This is a genomic window from Neorhizobium huautlense (assembly GCF_002968575.1).
Lineage (GTDB): Bacteria > Pseudomonadota > Alphaproteobacteria > Rhizobiales > Rhizobiaceae > Neorhizobium > Neorhizobium huautlense.
Genome location: NZ_PVBM01000001.1, coordinates 254,836 through 279,820 on the forward strand (window position 1 = coordinate 254,836; position 24,985 = coordinate 279,820).

At 61.4% G+C, this 24,985-nt stretch carries 24 protein-coding genes; 19 read left to right on the top strand and 5 right to left on the bottom strand.

The window, feature by feature from the left end; all coding sequences use genetic code 11:
- From C5L12_RS01135 to C5L12_RS01160, 6 genes are all read left to right on the top strand, one after another.
- On the top strand, positions 1–1,137 hold the full coding sequence (locus C5L12_RS01135; RefSeq protein WP_105370166.1) for a mandelate racemase/muconate lactonizing enzyme family protein: 1,137 nt from the start codon (positions 1–3) through the stop codon (positions 1,135–1,137).
- On the top strand, positions 1,137–2,018 hold the full coding sequence (locus tag C5L12_RS01140) for an amidohydrolase family protein (protein WP_105370167.1): 882 nt from the start codon (positions 1,137–1,139) through the stop codon (positions 2,016–2,018). Before C5L12_RS01135 ends, C5L12_RS01140 begins: the two co-directional genes overlap by 1 nt.
- A gap of 53 nt (positions 2,019–2,071) precedes the next feature.
- Complete coding sequence (locus C5L12_RS01145) at positions 2,072–3,046, top strand: TRAP transporter substrate-binding protein (protein ID WP_105370168.1); 975 nt, start codon at positions 2,072–2,074, stop codon at positions 3,044–3,046.
- Between the two features lie 83 nt (positions 3,047–3,129).
- On the top strand, positions 3,130–3,651 hold the full coding sequence (locus C5L12_RS01150; RefSeq protein WP_105370169.1) for a TRAP transporter small permease: 522 nt from the start codon (positions 3,130–3,132) through the stop codon (positions 3,649–3,651).
- Positions 3,651–4,931: a TRAP transporter large permease gene (locus C5L12_RS01155; protein WP_105370170.1), complete on the top strand. Its 1,281-nt coding sequence runs from the start codon at positions 3,651–3,653 to the stop codon at positions 4,929–4,931. Before C5L12_RS01150 ends, C5L12_RS01155 begins: the two co-directional genes overlap by 1 nt.
- Before the next feature lie 68 nt (positions 4,932–4,999).
- On the top strand, positions 5,000–6,433 hold the full coding sequence (locus C5L12_RS01160; RefSeq protein WP_105370171.1) for an aldehyde dehydrogenase family protein: 1,434 nt from the start codon (positions 5,000–5,002) through the stop codon (positions 6,431–6,433).
- A 74-nt stretch (positions 6,434–6,507) separates the two neighbouring features.
- Here the strand turns inward: C5L12_RS01160 and msrA are convergent, their stop codons facing one another.
- Positions 6,508–7,032, bottom strand: coding sequence for a peptide-methionine (S)-S-oxide reductase MsrA (msrA, locus tag C5L12_RS01165; RefSeq protein ID WP_105370172.1), 525 nt, complete (start codon positions 7,030–7,032; stop codon positions 6,508–6,510).
- A gap of 203 nt (positions 7,033–7,235) precedes the next feature.
- Here msrA and C5L12_RS01170 point away from each other — a divergent pair, with 203 nt between their 5' ends.
- The 3 genes from C5L12_RS01170 (at position 7,236) to C5L12_RS01180 (ending at position 9,554) form a co-directional block, all read left to right on the top strand.
- Positions 7,236–8,177, top strand: coding sequence for a 2-dehydro-3-deoxygalactonokinase (locus C5L12_RS01170; protein WP_105370357.1), 942 nt, complete (start codon positions 7,236–7,238; stop codon positions 8,175–8,177).
- Positions 8,178–8,188: 11 nt separating this feature from the next.
- Positions 8,189–8,809 carry a 2-dehydro-3-deoxy-6-phosphogalactonate aldolase gene (locus tag C5L12_RS01175; RefSeq protein ID WP_105370173.1) on the top strand — a complete coding sequence of 207 codons (621 nt, stop codon included), beginning with the start codon at positions 8,189–8,191 and terminating at the stop codon, positions 8,807–8,809.
- Positions 8,810–8,900: 91 nt separating this feature from the next.
- Positions 8,901–9,554 (top strand): class I SAM-dependent methyltransferase, encoded by a 654-nt coding sequence (locus C5L12_RS01180; protein ID WP_105370174.1) that lies wholly within the window; start codon positions 8,901–8,903, stop codon positions 9,552–9,554.
- Positions 9,555–9,558: 4 nt separating this feature from the next.
- On the opposite strand, the gene C5L12_RS01185 is transcribed toward C5L12_RS01180, so the two are convergent.
- Positions 9,559–10,410 (bottom strand): MurR/RpiR family transcriptional regulator, encoded by an 852-nt coding sequence (locus tag C5L12_RS01185; protein ID WP_105370175.1) that lies wholly within the window; start codon positions 10,408–10,410, stop codon positions 9,559–9,561.
- 145 nt (positions 10,411–10,555) lie between these two features.
- On the opposite strand from C5L12_RS01185, the gene murA reads away from it, so the two are divergent.
- The 10 genes from murA (at position 10,556) to C5L12_RS01235 (ending at position 22,054) form a co-directional block, all read left to right on the top strand.
- Positions 10,556–11,812: a UDP-N-acetylglucosamine 1-carboxyvinyltransferase gene (gene murA, locus C5L12_RS01190; protein WP_105370176.1), complete on the top strand. Its 1,257-nt coding sequence runs from the start codon at positions 10,556–10,558 to the stop codon at positions 11,810–11,812.
- The gene (locus C5L12_RS01195) at positions 11,809–12,693 is read left to right on the top strand and encodes a glucosamine kinase nucleotide-binding domain-containing protein (RefSeq protein WP_105370177.1); all 885 of its coding nucleotides are present in this window, start codon (positions 11,809–11,811) and stop codon (positions 12,691–12,693) included. The genes murA and C5L12_RS01195 overlap by 4 nt, the downstream gene beginning before the upstream one ends.
- Positions 12,694–12,842: 149 nt before the next feature.
- Positions 12,843–13,766 (top strand): N-acetylmuramic acid 6-phosphate etherase, encoded by a 924-nt coding sequence (gene murQ / locus C5L12_RS01200; RefSeq protein ID WP_105370178.1) that lies wholly within the window; start codon positions 12,843–12,845, stop codon positions 13,764–13,766.
- Between the two features lie 75 nt (positions 13,767–13,841).
- Positions 13,842–15,356: an ABC transporter substrate-binding protein gene (locus C5L12_RS01205; protein ID WP_105370179.1), complete on the top strand. Its 1,515-nt coding sequence runs from the start codon at positions 13,842–13,844 to the stop codon at positions 15,354–15,356.
- 33 nt (positions 15,357–15,389) lie between these two features.
- Positions 15,390–16,352, top strand: coding sequence for an ABC transporter permease (locus C5L12_RS01210; RefSeq protein ID WP_105370180.1), 963 nt, complete (start codon positions 15,390–15,392; stop codon positions 16,350–16,352).
- Positions 16,352–17,185 carry an ABC transporter permease gene (locus C5L12_RS01215; RefSeq protein ID WP_105370181.1) on the top strand — a complete coding sequence of 278 codons (834 nt, stop codon included), beginning with the start codon at positions 16,352–16,354 and terminating at the stop codon, positions 17,183–17,185. The genes C5L12_RS01210 and C5L12_RS01215 overlap by 1 nt, the downstream gene beginning before the upstream one ends.
- Positions 17,182–18,927, top strand: a complete 1,746-nt coding sequence (locus C5L12_RS01220) for an ABC transporter ATP-binding protein (protein WP_105370182.1) — start codon at positions 17,182–17,184, stop codon at positions 18,925–18,927. Before C5L12_RS01215 ends, C5L12_RS01220 begins: the two co-directional genes overlap by 4 nt.
- A 9-nt stretch (positions 18,928–18,936) precedes the next feature.
- Complete coding sequence (locus C5L12_RS01225) at positions 18,937–19,962, top strand: serine hydrolase domain-containing protein (protein WP_105370183.1); 1,026 nt, start codon at positions 18,937–18,939, stop codon at positions 19,960–19,962.
- Between the two features lie 11 nt (positions 19,963–19,973).
- A complete protein-coding gene (locus tag C5L12_RS01230; RefSeq protein WP_105370184.1) occupies positions 19,974–21,089 on the top strand; it encodes an anhydro-N-acetylmuramic acid kinase in 1,116 nt (371 codons plus the stop codon).
- Between the two features lie 44 nt (positions 21,090–21,133).
- Positions 21,134–22,054, top strand: a complete 921-nt coding sequence (locus tag C5L12_RS01235) for a DMT family transporter (protein WP_105370185.1) — start codon at positions 21,134–21,136, stop codon at positions 22,052–22,054.
- 26 nt (positions 22,055–22,080) lie between these two features.
- On the opposite strand, the gene C5L12_RS01240 is transcribed toward C5L12_RS01235, so the two are convergent.
- From C5L12_RS01240 to C5L12_RS01250, 3 genes are read right to left on the bottom strand one after another with little or no spacing between them, the layout of a single operon-like run.
- Positions 22,081–22,824, bottom strand: coding sequence for an ABC transporter permease (locus C5L12_RS01240; RefSeq protein WP_105370186.1), 744 nt, complete (start codon positions 22,822–22,824; stop codon positions 22,081–22,083).
- Positions 22,821–23,759 (bottom strand): ABC transporter ATP-binding protein, encoded by a 939-nt coding sequence (locus C5L12_RS01245; RefSeq protein WP_105370187.1) that lies wholly within the window; start codon positions 23,757–23,759, stop codon positions 22,821–22,823. The genes C5L12_RS01240 and C5L12_RS01245 overlap by 4 nt, the downstream gene beginning before the upstream one ends.
- Positions 23,756–24,922 (bottom strand): ABC transporter permease, encoded by a 1,167-nt coding sequence (locus C5L12_RS01250; RefSeq protein ID WP_105370188.1) that lies wholly within the window; start codon positions 24,920–24,922, stop codon positions 23,756–23,758. The genes C5L12_RS01245 and C5L12_RS01250 overlap by 4 nt, the downstream gene beginning before the upstream one ends.
- Between the last annotated feature and the right edge of the window lie 63 nt (positions 24,923–24,985).

Genomic DNA, 24,985 nt, shown 5'->3' on the forward strand with positions numbered 1-24,985 from the left:
ATGAAGATCGCATCGGTTCGCACCCATCTTCTCGAACACAAGCTCGATGTCGCCTTCGAAAGCGCTTCCATGCGCTTCGATCGCCGCGCGCATATTCTGGTGGAGATCGAGTGCGACGACGGCACGATCGGCTGGGGCGAGTGTCTTGGCCCTGCCCGACCGAATGCTGCGGTCGTCGCAGCCTATGCAAATTGGCTGATCGGCGAAAATCCGCTGGAAACCGAAAAGATCTGGGCGCGGCTCTACAATGCGCTTCGCGACCAGGGCCAGCGTGGCCTTGCCGTCACAGCATTGTCCGGCATCGACATCGCGCTCTGGGACATAAAGGGCAAGCATTTCGGTGTCCCGGTCTCGATCCTGCTCGGCGGTCGCTTTCGCGAGTCCGTCAAGGCCTATGCAACCGGCAGCTTCAAGCGCGACGGTGTCGATCGGATCGAGGACAATGCGACGGATGTCGCCCGCTATCGCGAAGAGGGTTTTCACGCCACCAAGATCAAGATCGGCTTCGGCGTCGAGGAAGATCTGCGCGTCATACGGGCAGTCCGCGATGCCGCCGGCCCGGACATGCGCCTGATGATCGATGCCAATCACGGCTATGACGCTGTGGAAGCCATCAGGCTCGGCAACGCGGCGGCGGAATTTGGCATTGACTGGTTCGAGGAGCCCGTCGTCCCGGAACAGCTCGCTGCCTATCGAGAAGTCCGCGCCAGACAGCCGATCCCGGTTGCCGGCGGCGAGACCTGGCACAGCCGCTGGGGTATGCGCGAACCGGTGGAAACCCGTGCGGTAGACATTCTGCAGCCCGATTTGGCTGGCGTCGGCGGTTTCACGGAGGCCAAGCGCGTCGCCGACCTCGCCGCATTGCACGGCATCCGCGTCGTGCCGCACGTCTGGGGTACGGCGGTGCATATCGCGGCAGCCTTGCAATTCATGGCAGCAATGATTCCGAGCCCGGTCCGGGTCAACCCGATCGAACCGATCCTCGAATTCGACCGCACCGATAACCCGTTCCGCCAGGCGGTGATCAAAACGCCGATCGAACACGAGCGCGGCGTGGTGCAGATTCCGAACGGCCCCGGCCTCGGGATCGATATCAACCGCGATGCGCTCGCTGAATTCCGCATGGGAGATATCTGATGCTCGTCCGCACCCTTTCCGGCAATCCTCCCAAGACTAAACTGCCCAAGGGCGCGGTCGATACCCAGATGCATGCCTATCTGCCGGGTTACCCTTCCCTGCCCGGCGGTCCCGGCCTGCCGGCAGGAGATTTACCGACGCCTGCCCAGTATCTTGAATTCATGCGCTGGATCGGCATCGATCGGGTCATCGTCACCCAGGGCAATGCCCAGCAGCGCGACAACTCCAACTTGAACGCCTGCCTTGCCGAGTTCGGCTCGATCGCCCGCGGTGTCTGCGTCATCGACTCGACCACATCGGATCCGGAAATGGACCGTCTTTCCGGAGCCGGCAATGTCGGCGCCCGCATCATGGATCTTCCCGGTGGCGCCGTGAACCTTGGCGAATTGGAAGCGGTGGATTCGAAAGCCGCGTCCCAGGGCTGGATGCTCGCAGTTCAATTCGACGGCAGCAACATTCTCGACCACGAGGCGCGGCTCGCGAGGCTGAAATCCCGCTGGGTGCTCGACCATCACGGCAAATTTTTCGCAGGCGTCACGCCCGACAGTCCGCAGGTCGCGGCAGTCAAGCGGCTGATCGACGGCGGCAGATGCTGGTTCAAATTCGCAGGTGCCTACGAGTCATCAAAATCCGGCGGCCCGGACTATGCCGATGTGGCGGCAGTGGCGCGCGAAATCGCAGCCTATGCGCCCGAGCGCATCGTCTGGGGCACCAACTGGCCCCACAATCTCGCCCGCGAGCAGGCCGATTATCCGAACGATGCGGCGCTGACCGATACCGTGCTCGGCTGGCTCCCAGACGACACGGCCCGTCACCTCGCGCTCGTGAAGAATCCAGAAGAACTTTACGGCCTTCCCGCATGGACGGCTGAAAGAGACTGACGACAGAACGACCGGAGCATGGAGGCTCCGGCGTGTTACCAGAGGAGGAAAACATGAAACTCACCAAAATGCTCGGCCTTGCACTAGGCCTGGCGCTCGCCGCGACAACCGCCCATTCGCAGGAAGTAACGCTGCGTTCCGCCGACATCCATCCGGACGGCTATCCGACCGTGGAAGCGGTCAAGTATATGGGCGAACTGATTTCGCAGCGCACCAACGGCCGCATCAAGATCCAGGTCATGAACAACTCGGTGCTTGGCAGCGAGAAGGACACGATCGAACAGACCCGCTTCGGTGTCATCGACATGAACCGCGTGAACGCCGCCCCGTTCAACAACCTGGTGCCCGAGACAGCCGTTTTGGGCCTTCCCTTCCTGTTCCGCTCGACCGAACACATGCACAAGGTCGTCGACGGTCCGATTGGCGATGAGGTTCTGAAAGCCTTCGAACCCCATGGTCTCGTTGGTCTGGCTTACTATGATTCCGGCGCGCGTTCCTTTTACACGACCAAGAAGCCGGTGGAGAAGCTCGCCGATCTTAAGGGTATGAAGATTCGCGTCCAGCAGTCGGACATGTGGATTGCAATGATGCAGGCCTTCGGCGCCAATCCTACGCCGATGCCGATGGGTGAGGTCTATTCCTCGCTCGAGACCGGCGTCGTCGACGGGGCGGAAAACAACTGGCCTTCCTATGAATCGGCTCGTCACTACGAGGTGGCCAAGAACTATTCCCTGACGCAGCACTCCATGACCCCGGAAATTCTGGTCATGTCGAAAACGTCCTGGGACAAGCTGAGCCCGGAAGACCAGAAGGCCGTCAAGGAATCCGCCAAGGAATCCGTCGGCAAGATGCGGGAACTGTGGGCGGCCCGTGAAAAGAGCTCGGAACAGAAGGTCCGCGACGGCGGCGTCAAGGTGATCGAGGTCAACAAGGAAGAATTCTCCGCGGCCATGAAGCCGGTCTACGACCGCTTCGTTACCGATGCGAAGATGAAGGATCTCCTGAAGCGCATCCAGGACGTAAAGTAAGTTCAAGCGGTAGACCGGCCCTCCTTCGAGGGCCGGTTTTTTGTAGGCCGGTTTTTCGCAGACACCGGCGGGAGGACGTAATCATGAGAAACTTCATGCTGGCCATAAGACCCCTTCTGGGCGGGCTCAGTCGCATGTCACTTTACATCGCCGGCATTGGCATGGTCACCATGACCCTCATCGTCGGTTGGCAGGTTTTCGGCCGCTATGTGCTGAACGATTCCCCGACATGGTCCGAGCCGCTGTCACTTTATCTGATGTCCTGGTTCATCATGCTCGGAGCAGCCGTCGGCGTTCGCGAGAGCGTGCATCTCGGGCTCGATATCGTCCGTTACGTCATGCCGCCGGTGATCCAGAAAACGATGGATCTCATAAGCCTCGGTCTTATCGTTCTCTTCGGTATCGGCATGGCCTATTATTCGACACTACTCGCCATCGGCACCTGGTCGGCCACCATTCCCGTTCTCGGCTGGCCGGGCGGCACGGATTTCTTCCCGATGATCGTCGGCGGCGCGATGATCTCTCTTTTCGCTCTGGAGCGCTTTGTCGATGTCGTTGTCGGCATTGAAGTGGCTGCCGACGTCCTCGTGCAGGAGGCTGCGTAATGGCCTACGCCATCCTTTTCGGTTCTTTTACGCTCCTCATGCTGATCGGCATGCCGATCGCGTTCTGCCTGGGGATCGCATCCTTCGCCACGGTCCTCTACATAGGTCTGCCGCCGATCGTCGTCTTCCAGCAGCTGAATTCCGGCATGAACGTCTTCGCCATGATGGCGATCCCGTTCTTCATCTTTGCGGGCGACCTGATGGTGCGCGGCGGTATCGCCCATCGACTGATCCGCTTTGCAGCCGGCCTCGTCGGGCATCTGCGCGGAGGCCTGGGCCAGGTAAACGTCGTCGCCTCGACGCTGTTCGGTGGTATTTCCGGTTCAGCGGTTGCGGATGCCTCGGCTGTCGGCGGACTCATGATCCCGCAAATGGCGGCCCGCGGCTACGACAAGGACTACGCCGTCAACGTGACCGCCAATGCCGCCATCATCGCACTGATGATCCCGCCCTCGCACAACATGATCCTCTATTCGATCGCAGCGGGCGGCAACGTATCTGTCGCAGATCTCTTCACCGCCGGCATCATTCCCGGCCTGCTGCTCGCCGGTGCGCTGATGTTCACAGCCTGGTGGGTTGCCGTCAAGCGTGGTTATCCGGCTGACCCGTTCCCCGGCCTCGCCCGTGTCGGTTATTACCTGCTGGCCTCGCTGCCCGGTATCCTGCTGATCGCCATCATCTTCGGCGGCGTCCGCTCCGGTGTGTTCACGGCAACGGAAAGCTCCTGCATTGCCGTCCTCTACGCCTTCCTCGTCGCCATGCTCGTCTATCGCGAACTGAACTGGGAAGGTTTTGTAGAGGCTGTCATGGGCGCCGTGCGCACCACGGCGATGGTGCTGCTGGTCATCGGAACCGCGGCCGCGTTCGGCTGGCTGATGGCATTCCTGCAGGTTCAATCGCTGATCATCTCAGCAATCAGCGCGATCTCGGACAATCCGATCGTCGTTCTGCTGATGATCAACCTTATCCTGCTGGTCCTCGGCACCTTCATGGACATGGCACCGATGGTTATCATCTCGACGCCGATCCTGCTGCCCGTCGTCAAGGCTTTCGGCGTCGATCCGGTGCACTTCGGCGTCATCATGATCCTCAATGCCGGCATCGGCCTCAACACGCCGCCGGTCGGAACCGTGCTATTCGTCAGTTGCGCGGTCGGCGGCATCACGATACGTGAAGCGATGCGCACGATCTGGCCTTTCTTCGGAGCCAGCATAGCAGTATTGCTGCTCGTGACTTACATCCCTGCCCTGTCGCTCTGGCTGCCAAGCATTTTCAGGTGAGCGACTGAACAAGCTTTATCTGACGGTCCCGTCCCATGACGGGGCCTTTCACATGAAAGGAGAGGTCAATGACCATCTACCAGAACCTGATCGCCGGCGAATGGGTCGGCTCCGACGCTTCGAAGAACATCAATCCCTCCGACACGAATGATGTGGTAGGCATGTATGCCCAGGGCAGCGCCGAAGACGCCAAACAGGCGATCGCCGCGGCAAAGGCAGCCTTCCCCGCTTGGTCCCGCTCCGGCATCCTCGAACGCCACGCGATCCTCAGAAAGACTTCCGACGAAATCCTCGCCCGAAAGGACGAGCTCGGCGCGCTCCTGGCCCGCGAGGAAGGCAAGATCCTTCCCGAAGCAACCGGCGAAGTCATCCGCGCCGCCCAGATCTTCGATTTCTTCGCCGGCGAAGCCCTGCGCCTCACCGGTGAAATGGTGCCCTCCGCCCGTCCGAACATCGGTGTCGAGATCACCCGCGAACCGCTCGGTGTCATCGGCATCATCACGCCCTGGAATTTCCCGATCGCCATTCCGGCCTGGAAGATCGCTCCGGCGCTTTGCTACGGCAATACCGTGGTCTTCAAGCCTGCCGATCTTGTACCCGGATGTGGCTGGGCGATCGTTGACATCCTGCACCGCGCCGGTCTCCCGAAGGGCGTGCTGAATCTCGTTATGGGCCGCGGCTCGGTAGTCGGCCAGGCCATGCTCGACAGCCCGGACCTCGCCGGCATCACATTTACCGGCTCCACCGGCACCGGCAAGCGCGTCGCGCTCGCTTCGATCGAGCATAACCGCAAGTTCCAGCTGGAAATGGGCGGCAAGAACCCGATGGTCGTCCTTGATGACGCCGATTTGACCGTCGCTGTCGAAGCAGCCGCCAATTCCGGCTTCTTCTCGACCGGCCAGCGCTGCACCGCCTCCTCGCGGCTGATCGTCACCGAAGGCATCCACGACAAGTTTGTCGCGGCGCTGACCGAAAAGCTGAAGACGCTCAACGTCGACAACGCCATGAAGGCCGGCAGCCATATCGGCCCGGTCGTCGACGACAAGCAGCTGAAGCAGGACACGGACTATATCGACATCGGCAAGTCGGAAGGCGCCAAGCTCGCCTTCGGCGGCGAAGTTATCAAGCGCGATACCCCCGGCTTCTATCTGCAGCCAACGCTGTTTACCGAAGCGACCAACCAGATGCGGATTTCCCGCGAGGAAATCTTCGGACCGGTCGCAAGCGTCATCCGCGCTAAGAACTACGAAGAAGCGCTGGCAATTGCCAATGACACGCCCTTCGGCCTCTCGGCCGGCATCGCCACAACCAGCCTGAAATATGCCACCCATTTCAAGCGCAACTCGGAAGCGGGCATGGTGATGGTCAACCTGCCGACGGCAGGCGTCGACTTCCACGTACCGTTCGGCGGCCGCAAGGCTTCCTCTTTCGGCCCCCGCGAACAGGGTAAGTATGCCGCGGAATTCTTCACTGTGGTGAAGACGGCCTATACGCTCGCCTGATAAGAAACAACCCGAACAAAAGGCGCTGCCGTTCGCGACGGCAGCGCCTTTTTTCATTGGATTATGTAGAATGGTTATTCGGCGGCAGCCACGCTGGAACGCTTCGGCAGCTTCCAGTTCGGACGCGGGAAATGGCAGGTATAGCCGTTCGGATAGCGCTCCAGATAATCCTGATGCTCCGGTTCAGCCTGCCAGAAATCACCGACCGGCTCCACTTCCGTCACCACCTTGCCCGGCCACAAGCCCGATGCGTTGACATCGGCGATCGTGTCTTCGGCGACACGCTTCTGTTCGTCATTTTCGTAGTAGATGGCTGAGCGATAGCTCATGCCGATATCGTTGCCCTGGCGGTTCTTCGTCGACGGATCATGGATCTGGAAGAAGAATTCCAGGATATCGCGATAACTGGTCTTGGCCGGATCGAAGATGATCTCGATCGCTTCGGCATGGGTGCCGTGATTGCGGTAGGTCGCGTTCGGCACGTCGCCGCCGCTATAGCCGACACGAGTGGAGATTACCCCCGGCAGACGCCGGATGAGATCCTGCATGCCCCAGAAGCAACCGCCCGCCAGAACGGCCCGTTCGGTAGTCGTCGCCATGCTTTCCTCCTTCGGTTTGGATTTGCACCTAAAATGGCGATGCGGCCGAGAAATTCAATGATGCGGTGCCGCACATGGCCAACGGATCGATCATCCGGCTGCGGCTTGCAATTATCATACTAATTCCAGATCACCCCTCGACAGGACGCCAGGCGGCGGGCTATCGAAAAGGCCGAAAATCCATCCGGAGGAACGACATAACCATGCCCCAACCGACCTCGATCATCCTGGACTGGGGCACGAGTTCGCTGCGTGCCATGCTTGTCTCGGAAGCCGGCGAGACCCTTGATATCCGTGAAAGTTCCGAAGGCGGAATTCAGTTCGTCAAGGACGGTGCCTTCAAAGCGGCTCTCATGCGCACCGTCGGTGAATGGTTTTCCGCCCATGGCCCTCTCCCGGTCGTTGCGACCGGCATGATCACCAGCCGCAACGGCTGGATCGAAGTGCCATATGTCGATACGCCGGCCGGCATCGCAGAACTCGCGGCCGGAACTCGCAAGAAGGTGCTCGAAAACGGCGCCGTCATTACCTTCCTGCCAGGCATGCGCAACCCGGCCGCACAGCCTTTCCCGGATGTCATGCGCGGTGAAGAAACCCAGATTGTCGGGTTCGGCCTGGAGAAGGACAGGACGCTGGTCCTGCCAGGCACCCATAGCAAATGGGCGCGCATCGCGTCCGGCCGGATCGCCAGCTTTCAGACCTATGCAACGGGCGAGATCTTTGCGCTTCTCACGAAACATTCGTTCATCGCCAAGGCCCTTGAGCCGCAGCCCGGCGGCGACACCAATTGGAGCGCCTTCGACAAAGGCGCCGAATTTGCCGCAAGTGCCGCGGCCGGTGCCGACGCATTCCTCTCGGTAATCTTCAGCGCCCGCACCGGCATACTCGACGGAAAGCTGAAGCCGGAGGATATTCTCGACTACGTTTCCGGCCTCGTCATCGGCTCCGAGTTCCGCCAGGCCCGGGCCACCGGATGGTTTCGAACCGGCGATACAATCGGCATCGTTGGCAACAATATCCTGAACAACCGTTATGGCCGTGTCGCACCGCTCTTTGATCTGACTGTCGAGCCCGGCCCGGAAAACGCGGCCAAACGCGGCATTCTCTTGATTGCTGCCGAAGCGGCAAAGCACCAAAGCATCTAAGGAGTTTCGACATGAAATTTGAAGAAGCACTCAAGGCCTGCAACCTCGTCGCCATCCTGCGCGGCATCACGCCTGCGGAAGTCGAGGCGGTGGGCGAAACGTTGATCGCCGCAGGTTGGCGTATCATCGAAGTGCCGCTCAACTCGCCGGAACCGTTGAAAAGCATAGAGAAACTGGTGAAACGTTTCGGAGATCAGGCAATCATCGGCGCAGGCACGGTGCTGACGCCTTCCCAGGTCGCCGATGTGGCCGCTACCGGATCCAGGGTCATTATCTCTCCGAATGCCAATCCAGAAGTCATCAGGGCGACGCGCGCAGCGGACATGGTGAGCCTGCCGGGTGTTGCCACTCCTACCGAAGCCTTCGCAGCAATCGAGGCGGGTGCAACGGGCGTCAAAGCCTTTCCCGCCGAAGCGATACCACCCTTTGTCATCAAGGCCTGGAAGGCTGTCCTCCCCAAGGAAATTCCGGTCCTTGCCGTCGGGGGCGTGACGCCTGAAAATATGACGGCTTACAGCCAGGCCGGTGCGGCCGGCTTCGGCATCGGCTCCTCTCTTTACAAGCCCGGAATGGATCTCGCGACCATCGGCGAAAGAGCGAGGAAGTTTGTCGAAGCCATGCGCGGAGAGTGAGCGTCGCGCCGTCGTAAAACAGCGATCTGCGGGAACTATCATCCCCATCGAGAGTTCACGGAACGTGACGAGCTATCGACGGGGGGCGCTCTTGCCAGAGATTCAGAACAATGTGGAGCACCAGCGAAAGGTCTATGAACGCTGGGCTCCGGTTTACGATCGCGTCTATCGCGGGCTCCTGCGCGACAGCCATCGGACGGTTGCGAAACTGGCAGCCGAAGCGGGGCGCGATATTCTGGAAGTCGGCGTCGGCACCGGTCTCATGTTGCCCTACTACCCCAAGCAGTGTCGGGTGACAGGCGTCGATCTTTCCGAACACATGATTGCCAAAGCCCGAGAGAAAGTCGCTCACGATCGGCTGGAGCATGTGATCGCACTGCATGTGATGGATGCCCATCGGCTCGACTTCGCCGATCGCTCCTTCGACGCCGTCTGCCTCCCCTTCGTCGTCACCCTTATTCCAGATCCCGAGCGGGCGATGGATGAGTGCGCTCGCGTGTTGAGGCCAGGCGGTGAGATCATCATTGCCAGCAAGCTGGGCGATGGGCGCGGCATCCAGGGCGCAATAGAGGAGGCCGTAGCGCCGCTCGTCCACAAGGTCGGCTGGAGTTCGGCTTTCCGGATCTCGCGAATCTCCGAATGGGCCGAGCGTCGAGGTAATTTCGAGGTCGCTGATATTCGCCGGACCTTTCCGAACGGCTTCTTCAAAGTCATGCGCCTGAAGCACCGGCCGACTTCCGCATAGATATCTATCTGGCCTTCAACACCGAGACGGCAATCTCGCTGTTGTGAACGTAATCGTTGGCATCCGGCTGGCGCTGCATGAGGAGAATGAAAAGAAGGTCCGTCAGCATCAGCTGGGCATCGCGGGCCGTGATGGACGACGAACGCACTCTCTCCTCGTCGGCGACGGTGTAAAGCCGGATATTGGCGACCTGCGTGAGCGGCCCGCCGTTAAGGCCGGTGACCGCCATGACGGTGGCGCCCCGCTCGCGCGCCAGTTCGGCAATCCTCAGTGTCTCGATGCTCGCACCGGAATAAGAAAGCGCGAAAAGGACGTCAGCGGTGTTCAGCGTGGAGGCATTCGCCATCTGCACGTGGCTGTCGCTGTCATGCAACACGTTGCGGCCGAGCTTCATCAGCTTATAGGAGAAGTCGCGGGCAACCAGCGACGAGGCTCCAACGCCAGCCATGTGAATACGGCGTGCGTCGTTTAAAGCCGTCAAAGCCCTCTCGATCTCCTGCTCACCATTGACCGCGAGCGTCTGCTGCATGGCGAGCATCTTGCTGCTGATCAGCTTCTGCAGGATCGTGAGATAGCCGTCTCCAACCTCGATCGAACCGTGAATCATGCCGGGAGGTGCATGCCACTCTTGGGCCTTCGCCTTGCTGACGGCAAGTTTCAGCTCCTGGTAGCCGGCAAAGCCAAGTTTCTGGCTGAATTTGACGACGCTGGATTGGCTGCGGCCCGTTTCCGCTGCCAGCGCCGCCGATGACAGCTTCAGCATCTGGTCCGGGTTATCCAGAATGAATTGTCCGATCTGGCGATCCGCTGGCGCCATATCCTCGAGCTGTGCGTTGATCTTTCGTAGGACTGACATTGGCCTTTCCGTCGCGTCTCTGTGCCCGCATATCACACTACCAGAGAAAAGTCGGAATAAAAAATTCCAGAGCGTTGACTCGGAGGACAGGGCGTTTACTTTTATTGGAGGGAAGAGTCCCTAGCACTCCTTCGGCAGTTTCATCATGGACAGATTGCGAATTATCGGCGGCCATAAGCTTCAGGGCGCCGTCACCATTGCCGGTGCCAAGAATGCCGCACTTCCCCAGATCGCAGCAGCACTGTTGAGCCACCACCCGGTCGAGCTCACCAATCTGCCTCAGGTCAGCGACGTGGAGAATATGCTGGGCGTCATCGGTTTGCATGGCGCCGAGGTGACGCGATCGTCTCATTCCACAGTGATCGATGCCAAGTCCATCGTCTCGAAAGAAACCTCCTACGATACCGTTCGCAGGATGCGGGCTACTGTTCTCGTGCTGGCGCCGCTCCTTGCCCGCTTCGGCCATGCGCGCGTGTCACTGCCCGGTGGCTGCGCCATCGGCGCTCGCCCCGTCGATATGCATATCAAGGTTCTGGCCGCACTCGGCGCCGAGATCCGCATCGAAGGTGGGCTTATCGTCGCCTCCGCTCCCAATGGCCTCAAAGGTGGACGCGTCGTTTTGCCTTCACCGTCCGTCGGCGCGACCGAGACGGCGATGATGGCCGCAACATCGGCAAAGGGCGAGACGGAGATCCTCAATGCCGCTCGCGAGCCCGAGGTTGCCGATCTTGCCGCCTGCCTCGGCGCGATGGGCGCACGCATCGAAGGGGCAGGCACCCATCGGGTGCTCATCGAAGGGCCGACGACTTGGCTGCCGGCGAAACATCACGGCATTCCAGATCGCATCGAGGCGGGAACTTATGCGGTGGCAGCAGCCATTACCGGCGGTTCGCTGGAACTGATCAATGCAAGGCTGGAAAACATGGCTTCGGTCGTTCAGGTACTGGAGGCCATGGGCGTCAGTGTCTGGCCGAGCGACCGTGGCCTTGTCGTGTCGCGCGACGGACCTCTGGAAGCCGCTGACATCACCACGGAGCCCTATCCCGGTTTCCCGACCGACCTGCAGGCACAATTCATGGCGCTTGCCGCCTGCGCCGACGGCGCGTCCCTGATCCGCGAAACGGTTTTTGAAAGCCGGTTCATGCACGTTCCGGAACTGATGCGGCTCGGAGCCAATATTTCGCTTCAGGGCACCACGGCACTGGTACGGGGCGGAGCGCCCTTAAAGGGCGCCCAAGTGATGGCGACCGATCTTCGCGCATCGGTTTCGCTCGTCTTGGCAGGACTTGTGTCGGCGGGCGAAACCATCGTCAACCGGGTCTACCATCTCGATCGCGGTTATGAGCAGCTCGACCGGAAATTGCGCCTTTGCGGCGCCGATATCGAACGGTTCAGCGAATGACGGCATCTGGCGAACACTATTTCCTGGGTGTCGACGGCGGCGGCACGGGTTGCCGGGCGCGCATCGAGGACGGATCCGGCGCGGTGCTGGGACAGGGGCTTTCAGGCCCCGCCACCACCCGCCTCGGCATCGAGGAGGCGTGGGCCTCCATATCGCGCGCCTTCAATGCTGCGTTCGACGAGGCCGGACTTGGTCCGGATGAAGTCGCCCGCACCCATGTCGGCATCGGCCTTGCCGGCATAGGCCGCAAGGGTGCGCTGGAGGCCCTGAAGGCAATCCCGCATCCGTTTGCAAGCCTGGAATTTACCAGCGACGGCATGGGCGCCTGCCTCGGCGCACATTCCGGCCGCGACGGCGCGATCGTCATTGCCGGCACCGGCTCGATCGGGTTGGGTGTCGTGGAGGGAAGGAACCTTCGCGTTGGCGGCTACGGCTTTCCCATCTCCGATGAGGGCAGCGGCGCCGAGCTCGGGCTGAAAGCGATCCAGCTCGCATTGCGCGCCCGTGACGGGCGGCTTGAGAAAACCGCCCTGCTCGGGGAAGTCATGCAGCGCTTCAAGGGCGATCCCATGGAGGCGGTCGCATGGATGGATCGTGCAACCGCCACCGACTATGCCGCACTGGCGCCAATGGTCATGCGCCATGCCGATCAGGGCGATTCAGCCGGCCGCCGAATAGTCCAGGCTGCGGCAGAGCAGATCGACACGCTGGTCCGCACCCTTTTCGAACTCGGCGCGCCGCGCGTCACGCTGCTTGGTGGCCTGTCGAGCCCGCTTGAGGCGTGGCTTGCCCCGGACGTCCGCCGTCGGCTGAAACCGGCAGATGGCGATGCCGTGTCGGGCGCAATCATTCTCTCGCGCAGGGCCGCCCACAGCGGTTGAACAAGGGCCGGCGGGAGAGGCAGACTGGGATCAAATTAGGAATATTATATTCCATTTTTGATTGACATAGAGAATGAACAATCCTACTCCTTAACCAAGGTTAACGGTGGACAGAGACAAGTCATCCGCCCGATGTCGAAGGCAGCAACATGACGGACGCTGAGCTGATATCCGAGTTGGAAGGGCTGGTCTCGGAAGACCGCAATCCCCGCTCCATGGAGATCGATCTGTTCCCGACCGTGGAGGTTCTCCGGTCCATCAACGAGGAGGACAAGGGTGTTCCCTCGGCTGTCGAAAAGGTCATCCCGCAAATCGCCGAGGCGGTGGACGACATCGTCAGGGCTTTTCGAAAGGGCGCCCGCCTTGTCTATATCGGCGCCGGCACCAGCGGCCGATTAGGCGTACTTGACGCATCCGAATGCCCGCCGACCTTCAGCGTGCCGGAAGGCATGGTGGTGGGACTGATAGCCGGCGGTACCGAGGCGCTGATGCATGCGATCGAGGGGGCCGAGGATGATCCGGACCAAGGCCGCCAGGCTCTCGCGGATATCGGGCTGACGGCAGATGATGTGGTCGTCGGCATCGCCGTCAGCGGCCGCACGCCTTATGTGATCGGCGCGCTGACCTATGCGAAGACGCTTGGAGCCAGGACCGTCGCCCTATCCTGCAATCCCAATTCGGCAATTGCGGCCATTGCCGATATCGCCATTTCGCCGGTCGTCGGCCCTGAAATCCTGACCGGCTCGACGAGGCTGAAATCAGGCACGGCGCAAAAACTGATCCTCAACATGCTGACCACCGCCAGCATGATCCGGATTGGCAAGACCTACCAGAACCTCATGGTCGATCTGCACGCCAGCAACCGGAAGCTCGTGGCGCGCGCCGCCCGCATCGTCATGCAGGCGACGGGCTGTTCGCCGGACGAGGCAAGAGAGGTGCTCGACCTGACAGAGAACGACGTGAAGCTCGCGATCCTCATCCAGCTCACGGGAATGGATGTCGGCAGCGCACGGACGGCACTTGAGGGTGCCGGAGGCTTCCTTCGCAAGGCTATAAGTGGAAAGACAGCGTGAAGCTGCGGAAGAACGGTTTTGCCGCTTGCTGCGGTCGGGCCGGCAAGGCAAACCAAATCTCAGAGGGAGAATGAAATGGGAAGACATTTTTCAATGCGGTTGATAGCCGGTCTCGCAATCGCTGCAACGCTCGGTGTTGCCTCGCCCGCGTCGTCCGCGACGCTCCGGATGGCATGGTCCCAGGACGCGACCGGCCTCGATCCCCACAAACAGACCGCCTTTTCGTCGATCCGGCTGCTCGAACTGATCTATGAACCGCTCGTGCGCCTGGACAAGGACCTGAAGATCGTTCCGGCAATCGCGTCCTCCTGGGAATTCTCCGACGGCGGCAAGCAACTGACATTCAAGCTCAATCCGAACGCCAAGTTCCAGGACGGCAAGCCCGTCACACCGGCGGATGTGAAGGCTTCCTTCGAGCGCGTCCTGGACGAAAAGACCGCCGCCGCGGCGCGGGCCAATTTCCGTTCCATCGCGTCGATCGAAACCCCGGACCAGACGACCGTCGTCTTTAAATTGTCGCAACCCGACGTGCCTCTTTTGACGGCGATGGCAAGCATCAACGCTGCGATCGTTCCGGCAAGCGAGATCGCCGCTGGATCGGTCGGTACGAAGGCGCTCGGTTCCGGGCCATTCAAATTGGAGAAATGGGACCCCAACTCGAAGGAGGTGCTGAGCGCCAACAAGGATTGGGCGGGCGGCAGGGTCGGCGTCGACGGGATCGACATCAGCGTGCTTCCCGACGAAACGGCGATCCTCGCATCGCTGCGGACGAAGCAGATCGACTTCGCGCTCCTGAACGACCCGCTGGTGGCAACGCTGGTTCCGAAGGAAACCAACCTGACGCTCAACCGCACGCCGGTGCTGGCCTACCACGTTCTGCAATTGAACGCCTCACGCAAGCCGATGAACGAACTCGGCGTTCGTCAGGCCATCTCCTGCGCGATAGACCGGCAGGACGTCCTCGATACCGCTTCGGTCGGCGAAGGCAAGGTGACGGGTCCGCTCACCATGCCCGGCTATACCAGCGATGCCAGCCAGCTCTTCTGCTATAAGCGCGATGTGGAAAAGGCCAAGAAACTGATGGCCGACGCCGGCTATCCTGACGGCTTTTCCGCAACCGTGATCGCCGCCAACGGCGAACCGGCCACAGCTGCCTCCGAAGCGCAGGTGATCCAGTCGCAACTCGCCGAAATCGGCGTCAAGCTCGACATCAAGATGATGGAGCTGAACGTCTATGTCGATGCCTGGCTCAAGGGCGACTTCGACATGGCCGTTGCACTGAATGGCGGGCGCGCCGATCCTTACTCCATGTACAACAGGTATTGGACGAAAGCGGGCAACCTGCAGAAGGTCGCGAACTACATCGACGACACCCTGGACGGTCAGATGCAGAAGGGGCGCGAAGAAACCGACCCCGCCAAACGCAAGGCGATTTTTGCCGATTTCGAAAAACATCTGGTCGAAATGTCGCCGTGGGTCTGGCTCTATACGTCTTACAGCTACACCGCCCAGCAGAAGAACGTTCAAGGGTTTATTCCGACGCCGGAGGGTTCCCTGTTCGGCCTGAGCAAGGTCACGGTTCAGCAATGACGCTGAACTGAACGGACGGAGGCTGGCTGGCTCATGAGTTACCTGACGCGACGGCTATCGACCTTCCCGCTCGTTATGCTCGGGGTTTCCGTTCTCGTCTTCGTGGCAATCCGCATGGTGCCGGGTGATGCGATCACCGCAATGCTCGGCACCGAAGCGGGCCTTCTGACGCCGGCCCAGAGAGAGGCGCTGGCAAACTATTTCGGTATCGACCAGCCGATTGCCGTGCAGTACTGGCACTGGCTGCTCGGCGTTTTCCGCGGCGATCTCGGCATCTCGGTTACCTATGGAAAGCCGGTGCTCGGCGTCATTCTGGAACGTTTTCCGCTCACCCTGCAACTCGCCCTAATGTCGATGTGCGTGGCACTTCTCGTCGGCTTGCCGGCCGGCGTTTTTGCAGCCACGCGCAACGAACGGATGTCCGATCTCGGGGTGCGTATCTTTGCGATGATCGGGCAGTCAACGCCCAATTTCGTCGTCGGATTGCTGATCATCTACACCTTGTCGGCCGGCTTCGGCATTCTGCCGACCATGGGCGAATTCACGCCGCTGCTGGCCCATCCCTTGCGTAATCTCGGACAGATGATCCTGCCGGCGCTGACGCTCGGCTTTGCCTTTGCGGCCTCCGTCACCCGTATCTCGCGCTCTGCCATGCTGGACGTGCTCTCCGACGACTATGTCCGCACCGCCCGGAGCAAGGGTGTTCCGAAACGCAGCGTCATCTGGCGGCATGCGCTGCCGAACGCCTTGATCCCGGTCGTCACGCTGAGCGGTGTCGAATTCGGTTACCTGCTCGGCGGCGCCGTGCTGGTGGAGCAGATCTACGCCCTCCCCGGCCTCGGCCGGCTGGTGCTCGATGCGATCCTGCAGCGCGACTATGCGCTGGTGCAGGGTTGCGTGCTCTTCATTGCCTTTAACTTCATGGTGGTCAACCTGATCGTCGATCTCGTTTATGTCGCGCTCGACCCACGCATCCGTCTTGGAGAAGGCGGCTGATGTTGCGTGCAATCTTTTCCCATCCGAGCGGCAGGATCGGCGGCACGATCGTCGTGATCTATGTCGTCGTCGCGTTGCTCGGCATGTTTGACGTCACCCCGCACAGTCCGCTGCAGCAATACCGCATCGACCGGCTGCATGCCCCGAATATGATCTACTGGATGGGCACCGATCTGTTCGGGCGCGATGTCGCGAGCCGCCTGATGAAGGGGGTCGGCCAATCCTTCTTCGTCGGGTTCTGTTCGGTGACGCTCGCGACGTTCGCCGGCACGGTTCTTGGTTTGACGGCCGCCTGGTTCGGCAAGGCCTGGGATGGCCTCGTCATGCGGATCATGGATGTGCTGCTCGCCTTCCCGGCTATCCTGCTTGCGCTGCTCATTATCGCGATTGCCGGTCCGGGTACCTGGACAAGCATTGCGGCAATCGCGATCGTCTATACGCCAATTTTCACTCGCGTGGTCCGCGGCCCGGCGCTTTCCATCAAGGCCCGAGAATTCGTGGACGCCGCCCGCACCTTCGGCAGCAGCCGCAGCTATATCCTGACCCGCCACCTGCTGCTTAATCTCGTCGCGCCGCTGACGGTGCAGGTCACCCTGGCGCTCGCATGGTCGCTGCTGACGGAAGCGGGCCTGTCCTTTCTCGGCCTCGGAACCCAGCCGCCCGCCTCATCGCTCGGCCTCATGCTTGCTGACAGCCGCAATCTGATGGAAACTGCGCCATGGCTGCTGATCTTCCCGGCGCTGGCGATCATGATCAGTATCCTGGGCTTCAACCTGCTCGGCGATGCGTTGCGCGACATTCTCGATCCCAGGACACGCAGGTCCGCCGCATGACACCCCTTCTTTCCGTCTCGAATTTACGCGTCGGCTTTGGCCGGAACCCTCTGGAAAACGAGGTCGTGCGGGGCGTGAGCTTCGACCTTCAGGCCGGAGAAACCCTGGCGGTTGTGGGCGAAAGCGGATCCGGAAAGTCGGTCACTGCGCTCTCCATCAATCGCCTGGTTGATTTCGGCGGCGGCAAGATCATCAGCGGCGCCGTCAATCTTACCCGAACCGACAACAGCGTCCTCGACCTCGCCGAGGCGGCCGAACCCGTACTCGAGAAAATCCGAGGGTCGGAAATCGGCATGATTTTTCAGGAGCCGATGACCTCGCTCAATCCGGTGCTCACGATCGGCCGCCAAATCGAGGAATCCTTCCGGCTCCATCGCGGCCTGACCGGCAGGCAGGCAACCGCAGCGGCAAAAGACGCGCTCGACCGCGTGCGCATTCCCGATGCCGCACGGCGGCTCAAATATACTCCGAACCAGCTCTCCGGCGGCATGCTTCAGCGGGTGATGATCGCGACGGCGCTTGCCTGCAATCCGCGTCTGCTGATCGCCGATGAGCCGACAACAGCACTCGACGTGACCGTTCAGGCGCAGATCATGGCGCTGCTTGGAGAGTTGAAACGCGAAACCGGGACGGCGATGATCTTCATCACGCACGATATCGGGCTCGTCGCCGGGATCGCTGACAAGGTAATGGTCATGCAGGCCGGCGAAGCGGTCGAGCAGGGTACGCTCGGCGATGTCCTCGACCGGCCGCAGCATCCCTATACCCGGCACCTGCTCAGCGCGGTGCCGCATTTCGAATCCGGCAGGGCTGCACGCTCGGATTATGTTCGAGGCCAGATCAAAGAGGCAAAGCCCGCCCTCAAGGTCGATGGCTTGACTGTGCGTTTCAAGGTGGCCGGCAGCGTGTTCCGGCGCTCTCCCGGCGCCGTCCACGCCGTGGAAAATGTCGATTTCGATCTAATGCCCCGCGAAACGCTGGCGATCGTCGGCGAAAGCGGTTCGGGCAAGTCCACCACGGCACGCGCCATCCTCGGCCTCGTCCGCCCGACCCGCGGCGGCTTCTCGACGCATTCCGGCAGGATTGCCGCCGCGACCGATCCGAGCGTGCAGATGGTATTCCAGAACCCCTACGCCTCGCTCAATCCCCGGCTGCGGATCGACAGCATCCTCGCCGAACCGGTCATCGCCGCCGGCGGGCGGGTAAACGCGGAGACACGCGCCAGGATGGCCGCGCTCTTGAAGCGCGTCGGCCTGCCGGAAAACTGCCTCGAACGCTATCCGCACCAGTTCTCGGGCGGCCAGCGGCAGCGCCTCTGCATTGCGCGCGCACTCATGCTCAATCCATCGATCGTCGTTCTTGACGAAGCGGTCTCCGCGCTCGATGTTTCCGTGCAGGCAAAGGTACTGGAACTGCTGGCGGATCTGCAGCGTGAATATGGGCTCGCCTATCTCTTCGTGTCGCATGACATGGCGGTGGTCGAGCGGATCGCCCATCGCATTGCGGTTCTTTATGCCGGCGAGATCGTCGAGATCGGTGATGCCGCTTCGGTACTTTCCAATCCACAGCACTCCTATACAAAACGACTCATCTCCGCTGTGCCGAGCATCGATCGCCGCAACCAGCATTTCGAACTCGACACACGGCAGGTGCCGTCGCTTGTCCGGCCGCCTGGTTTCGAGCCACCGGCGACGCAATGGCGGAGCTTCGGGCCGGATCACCGGGCACGGGCGGAAGCTTGAGGTGGAACAATGGACGACCAAATAGGCGCCGATGCCGAACTGCGGGACACCTTCGATCGTGCCTTCGTGCCGCTCGAAAATGCCGTTGCGGATGGTCGCATTCCGGGTGGCGTACTCGGCATCGTCGACCTGAAGCGTGGCCGGGCGACACGTGCCATAGGTTCGGCGCAGATCGTTCCTGCAGCCCGCCCCATGGAGCTCGAAACCTGGTTCGATCTGGCGTCCCTGACCAAGGTCATATTCACCACCCCCCGCATTCTTGAACTCGCGGAGCAAGGCACGATCGATCTCGACGCGCCGCTGACGACGGCGCTGCCGGACCTGCGCCAGTACAATGCCGACGCCTGGGAGCGGAAGGTGACGTTCCGTCAATGCCTGGGGCACCAGACGCCCTTCCCGGCCGTGGAACCGATCTATACCTATGGCAGCGATCCGGAGCTCTTGCGCGCCTTCGTCCTGCAGCGTGAATGGCGCCACGGCCCGCCCGTCTATTCCGACATCAACTTCATTCTGCTTGGCTTTGCACTGGAGCGGCTGACCGGCAAAGGCATCCGCGATCTCGATCCAGGTCAGGGTTTTGCGTTTTCTGCCAAGCCCGACATATCGGCGGCGACGGAAAACTGCACCTGGCGGCAGCGTGTACTCTCCGGCGAAGTGCATGACGAAAATTGCGCCGCTCTCCAGGGCTCCGCCCACGCGGGCCTGTTCGGCACGGTCAATTCCGTTCTCGATTTCGCCGAGGGTTTGCTTGATGGCACCGGCGCCTCGAAGCACTCGATCGCGGTGATGCGGACGCCGCTCTCGGACAAGCGAACGCACGGCTGGGAACATCCCTATCAAAACTGGTCGGGCGGCCACGCTTGCAGCCCCGGCACCATTGGGCATACCGGTTTCACCGGAACCGGGCTCTGGATCGATTTCCACCGTGGCCACGCCTGGACATTGCTCACCAATCGCGTCCATCCGACCCGCCACGCCGACAGCGGCATCGTTCAGCTGCGGCAGACGGTGGGCGACCTTATCAACCAACCCTGAGGATCTCGATCATGGAGCCTATCTGGGCCGTCGGCCTGATGACCGGAACCGTTCTGGACGGCAATATCGACGTGGCGCTCCTAAAGACGGACGGCGAAACGATCGACACCTTCGGTGCCTACACGCTCGCCCCCTACCCTCCGGAAATCCGCGCTCTGCTCGAAGAGACCCTCCGTCAGGCACGCACCTGGAACTTCGACGGGCCGGAACCGGCAATCTTCAGGGAGGCGGAGGAAGCTCTGACGCGTGCTCAATCGAAGGCGGTGAAAGACCTCGTCGAGAGCGCCGGCCTCGGCATGGCGGATATTGGCATCATCGGCTTTCACGGACAGACGGTGCTGCATCGCGCGCCGACCAGCACGCGGCTGGGCGACACGCGCCAGCTCGGCGATGGAGAGCTCATGGCTTCCATCCTCGGCACCAGGGTCGCTTACGACTTCCGCTCTGCCGACGTCCGCGCCGGCGGCCAGGGCGCGCCTCTTGCCGCCGCATATCATGCCGCATTGCTGCGCAGCGTAGACACAAGCGGCGAGACGGCCGTGCTCAATCTTGGCGGCGTCGCGAACATCACCTGGTGGGATGGCGGCGACACCGTCATCGCCTTCGACACCGGTCCGGCAAATGCCCCGCTCAACGATTTCATCAAAGCGCAGGGCCTGGGCGAAATGGATCGCGACGGCGCGCTGGGCGCATCCGGCAGCGTCGACGAGGAGCGGCTTGCCCGTCTCCTGCAACATCCCTACCTGACAGCCCCTTATCCGAAGTCTCTCGATCGGTTCGACTTTACCGCGGCCATGGCCGAGGGCCTCGATCCTGCCGATGGCGCTGCAACCCTATCCGCGTTTACGGCGTCCGCGGTGGGCAAGGCTCTCGATCTTTTACCCCGCAGGCCGAGACGGCTGATCGTCAGCGGCGGCGGCCGCCACAATCCGACGATCATGAAGATGATTGAGAAGAGAGCGGGCGTTGTTGCCGCCTCTGCAGATCAGTTCGGCTGGCGCGGCGATGCGGTCGAGGCCGAATGCTTTGCATTTCTCGCCGTCCGCGTTTTGCGCGGCCTTCCGATCAGCTTTCCGACCACGACAGGCGCCCCCCGCCCCTTGCAGGGCGGCAGGCTGGCCGGGTAAGCCAAGCATAGAATACAATCCTGAGTCGGGAGCACTCGAACAACATGCAGAAAAGAGTGTCTTCGGCCCTTGCCGGCAATGCGGTGCTGCTCGGCGTCCTGCTCATGCTGCTCGGCGATTTCATGTTCTCGCTGAACGATGCCATGGGCAAATGGCTGGTTGCGAGTTTTTCCGTCGGCCAGGTTCTGGTCATCCGCTCGCTCGGCGCCTTCTTCGTCCTCAGCCCGATGATCGCCCGCCAGCCGATTTCAGCACTCTACAAGGTCGAGCGGCCGGCGCTGCAGATCATGCGCGTCCTTTTCGCCACCGGAGACCTCGCCCTTTTCTACGCAGCCGTCATCTACCTGCCGCTCGCCGACGTGATGACCTTTTATATGGCCGGCCCGATCTACGTTGCCGCTCTTTCTCATTTTCTGCTCGGAGAGCGGATCGGATGGCGGCGCTGGCTTGCGGTCCTGATCGGTTTTGCCGGCGTGGTGATCGCGCTGCGGCCCTCGTCCGAAATGCTGGCATGGCCATCCATCTTCGGGTTGATCGGTAGCTTCTCGTTCGCCCTGACGCTGGTGCTGAACCGCAGGCTGCGTGCCACCTCCGATGCTACACTGGTGACCTGGCAGACGGTGGCGGGCCTCATCGCCGGGATTTTTCTCAGCGTCGGCAACTGGAGCCCGTTCAACCTGGCCGAACTGCTGGCGCTGCTCCTGCTGGGTATCGTGGCGTGCATCGCGCACCTGCTCATCACCCGCTCGCTGAAGCTTGCCCCGGCGTCCGTCCTTGCGCCGCTGCAATATACGCTCCTGCTATGGGCGGTCATTCTCGGCTGGGTCTTCTTCGGCGACCTGCCGGACACCCAGACCTGGATAGGTGCCGGCATCATCGTTTTTGCGGGCCTGTTCATCTTTCACCGCGGCAACGTCAAACAGGACACCGAAGCGGTCGTTCCGACGGATTCTAGCCATGGCTAGGTTTTACAGATAACCGCATCTCGACATCATCGAACACCGGCCCGGCGCGCCAGCACGGCTTCCACGGCCGACAAACCGTCATAAATCAGGACGGCCAAAGCTCCGACGATCAGCCCCCCCTGCAATATGAACGCCAGGTTATTGGACTGCAGTCCGGCGATGATGACCTCGCCGAGTGTTTTTGCCGCGACCGTCGAGCCGATCGTCGCGGTCGACAGGCTGATGACGACCGAGAGGCGGATGCCGCCGACAATCACCGGCAAGGACAGCGGCAATTCGATCTGCAGCAGCCGCTGGAAACCCGTCATGCCGGAGCCGCGTGCCGCCTCCACTACCGACCGGGGCAGATTGGTGAGCGCCGTAAGCGTGTTCTCGAAAATAGGCAGGAGGCCGTAAAGAAAAAGTGCGATCAGCGTCGGCTTTTCCCCGAAACCCACGGCCGGCACCGCCAGAGCCAGTACCGCAACCGGGGGAAACGTCTGACCGATATTCACGAGGCTTCGGGACAAAGGCAGAAACTCGCTTCCGAAAGGCCGGGTAACAAGGATCGCCAAAAGCACGGCGATGATCGCGGCAATCAGCGTGGCGAAAAATACGATCTTCAGGTGCAAGAGCGTCAGGTTGAGCAGGCTGCCCTGGTTGTAAATGGCCGGCGCGTTCGGCTGCACCAGAGACTTGAACAACGGCTCGAAACTTTCCGGGAAGAGCAGAAAGGCGTTCAGCAGGAGAAGCAGCATTGCCCGCAATGCGGTCGGCAGCCAGGCCTTCATAGCGGCCTCGCTGCCCGCTTGAGAAGCGCGTCCAGAGTCACCCGTCCCATCGGCATGCCGGTGACCGAAACCACCGGCAACGCCGTTCTTCCACTCCAGAGAAGGTCGGCCAGCGCGTCCTGCTGCGTCCTGTCTTCCCGAATTGGCTCGCCAGCCGCCTCACCCGGCTCTACGGCCATTCCGGCCCTTGATATCGAAAGCAGACGGAATGGCCGCTCCGTCTCGCCGATCAGGGTTTCCACGAAAGATGTCGCCGGTGTCTGCACAAGCTCGGCCGGCGGTCCGTATTGAACGACCTTTCCCTGATCCATCACGGCGATCTTGTGGGCGAGGTGGAAGGCCTCGTTCATGTCATGGGTCACGAGCACGATAGTCGTGCCAAAATGCTTCTGGATCGCCAGCAGATCCTCCTGCGCCTTGGCGCGGATGATCGGATCGAGGGCGCCGAATGGTTCGTCCATCAGGAGCACATTGGGTTCTGCCGCCAAGGCCCGCGCCACTCCCACCCGCTGCTGTTGGCCGCCGGAAAGTTCATGCGGGTAACGCGGCCCATAGATTTCCGGTTCAAGCTGAAAGAGGGTGAGCAGTTCCGCGACCTTCAGATCGATCCGCCGCCTTTCCCAACCCAGCAGACTTGGCACGGTCGCAATGTTCTGCGCTACGGTGCGATGGGGAAACAGCCCATGCCCCTGGATGGCGTAGCCGATCCGCCTGCGAAGTTCGTAACCGGCGATGGACCGGTTGTCTTCGCCATCCAGCCTGATCGCTCCCGAACTCGGCTCCACCAGCCGATTGATCATGCGCAGCAGCGTCGTTTTTCCCGAACCGGACGTACCGACGACGACCGTGATCGTGCGCGGTTCGATCACCATGGAAACGTCGTCGACAACGGCAACGCCGTCATATTGTTTGGTGATGGCGTCGATCTCGATCATCCCGACCTCGCTCCGTTTACGGCCCGCGAATTGAGCTCGATAAGTGCATCCAGTATTACGGCGGCTGCAAAGGAGAGCGCCACGGTCGGCACCGCACCAAGCAACACGAGATCCATCGCCGTCTGGCCGATGCCCTGGAAGACGAAAACGCCAAAACCCCCGCCCCCGATCAGGGCCGCGATCGTTGCAAGACCGATATTCTGGACGAGCACGATGCGGATACCGGTGAGGATAACCGGCAACGCAAGCGGAAACTCGATCTTGAAGAGCCGTTGCCGGTTCGTCATCCCAATCCCGCGCGCCGCATCGACCGCGTCTTTCGGAACGCCTGAAAGTCCGATGACGGTGTTGGCGACGACCGGCAGCAGCGAATAGAGGAAGAGCGCAACGAATGCAGGGGCGGCCCCTATGCCTCGAATGCCGAGTGCCGCGGCACCGGGAACCGTCGCGGCGATCCACCCGAGTGGCGCGATGAGAATGCCGAAAAGCGCAATGGATGGGATTGTCTGTATGATATTCAACGCGTTCAGAACGCTCGCCCGCAAAGGCTCGACCCGGTGACAAAGGATGCCCAGCGGCAGGCCGACCGCCACAGCCGCCAAAAGCGACCCGAGCGCGAGCGTGACGTGTTTGCCTGCTTCGACCCAAAAGACATCGGCCCTGCCTGCATATTCCTTCATGATCGAAAGCCCGTCCCAGCTTCCCGAAAACAGGAGACCTCCGACACCGGCGCCTGCCAATATCAGAAACAGCACCCGCATCCATGGCGGCGGCTTCAGCCGCGTGATCGCATCGGCGGCCAGCAGCGCGAAGGCGAAAAGAAGGATCCAGAAACCTGAGGCGGGAGACACGCGAGCGTAGGTGTTGCCCGCTGGTGTGAGGAAGTGCCCTGTCAAACCCATGGCAAGCGCAAGCGCTAGAAGCGCTGCGGCTGCCGCGATCAGTTTGGCCCAGGCGGATGTCCGCAGCAGTGCCACGACCGCGGCGGCAAACAACAGCACCAACAGAGCCCAAGCCGCCCAGGAGGGAAGCGCATCCAGGATCGATTTCGCCTGCCCCTGCACGATGCGGTTCGGCTTCGACACGGCGAAGGAAGCCCCAAGCGTCCCATAAGCCGCAAGAAGAGCAATGACGATGCCGAGTTTGTCGAGCTGGATTCTCAAACCGCCCCTGCTCCTGATCCGATCAAAAAGCCGGACACTTGGAAGCGTCCGGCCTATGCCGCA

Coding starts and splice junctions, on each gene's coding strand:
- C5L12_RS01135 (WP_105370166.1), top strand. CDS start 1: ATGAAGATCGCATCGGTTCGCACCCATCTTCTCGAACACAAGCTCGAT.
- C5L12_RS01140 (WP_105370167.1), top strand. CDS start 1,137: ATGCTCGTCCGCACCCTTTCCGGCAATCCTCCCAAGACTAAACTGCCC.
- C5L12_RS01145 (WP_105370168.1), top strand. CDS start 2,072: ATGAAACTCACCAAAATGCTCGGCCTTGCACTAGGCCTGGCGCTCGCC.
- C5L12_RS01150 (WP_105370169.1), top strand. CDS start 3,130: ATGAGAAACTTCATGCTGGCCATAAGACCCCTTCTGGGCGGGCTCAGT.
- C5L12_RS01155 (WP_105370170.1), top strand. CDS start 3,651: ATGGCCTACGCCATCCTTTTCGGTTCTTTTACGCTCCTCATGCTGATC.
- C5L12_RS01160 (WP_105370171.1), top strand. CDS start 5,000: ATGACCATCTACCAGAACCTGATCGCCGGCGAATGGGTCGGCTCCGAC.
- msrA (WP_105370172.1), bottom strand. CDS start 7,032: ATGGCGACGACTACCGAACGGGCCGTTCTGGCGGGCGGTTGCTTCTGG.
- C5L12_RS01170 (WP_105370357.1), top strand. CDS start 7,236: ATGCCCCAACCGACCTCGATCATCCTGGACTGGGGCACGAGTTCGCTG.
- C5L12_RS01175 (WP_105370173.1), top strand. CDS start 8,189: ATGAAATTTGAAGAAGCACTCAAGGCCTGCAACCTCGTCGCCATCCTG.
- C5L12_RS01185 (WP_105370175.1), bottom strand. CDS start 10,410: ATGTCAGTCCTACGAAAGATCAACGCACAGCTCGAGGATATGGCGCCA.
- murA (WP_105370176.1), top strand. CDS start 10,556: ATGGACAGATTGCGAATTATCGGCGGCCATAAGCTTCAGGGCGCCGTC.
- C5L12_RS01195 (WP_105370177.1), top strand. CDS start 11,809: ATGACGGCATCTGGCGAACACTATTTCCTGGGTGTCGACGGCGGCGGC.
- murQ (WP_105370178.1), top strand. CDS start 12,843: ATGACGGACGCTGAGCTGATATCCGAGTTGGAAGGGCTGGTCTCGGAA.
- C5L12_RS01205 (WP_105370179.1), top strand. CDS start 13,842: ATGGGAAGACATTTTTCAATGCGGTTGATAGCCGGTCTCGCAATCGCT.
- C5L12_RS01210 (WP_105370180.1), top strand. CDS start 15,390: ATGAGTTACCTGACGCGACGGCTATCGACCTTCCCGCTCGTTATGCTC.
- C5L12_RS01215 (WP_105370181.1), top strand. CDS start 16,352: ATGTTGCGTGCAATCTTTTCCCATCCGAGCGGCAGGATCGGCGGCACG.
- C5L12_RS01220 (WP_105370182.1), top strand. CDS start 17,182: ATGACACCCCTTCTTTCCGTCTCGAATTTACGCGTCGGCTTTGGCCGG.
- C5L12_RS01225 (WP_105370183.1), top strand. CDS start 18,937: ATGGACGACCAAATAGGCGCCGATGCCGAACTGCGGGACACCTTCGAT.
- C5L12_RS01230 (WP_105370184.1), top strand. CDS start 19,974: ATGGAGCCTATCTGGGCCGTCGGCCTGATGACCGGAACCGTTCTGGAC.
- C5L12_RS01235 (WP_105370185.1), top strand. CDS start 21,134: ATGCAGAAAAGAGTGTCTTCGGCCCTTGCCGGCAATGCGGTGCTGCTC.
- C5L12_RS01240 (WP_105370186.1), bottom strand. CDS start 22,824: ATGAAGGCCTGGCTGCCGACCGCATTGCGGGCAATGCTGCTTCTCCTG.
- C5L12_RS01245 (WP_105370187.1), bottom strand. CDS start 23,759: ATGATCGAGATCGACGCCATCACCAAACAATATGACGGCGTTGCCGTT.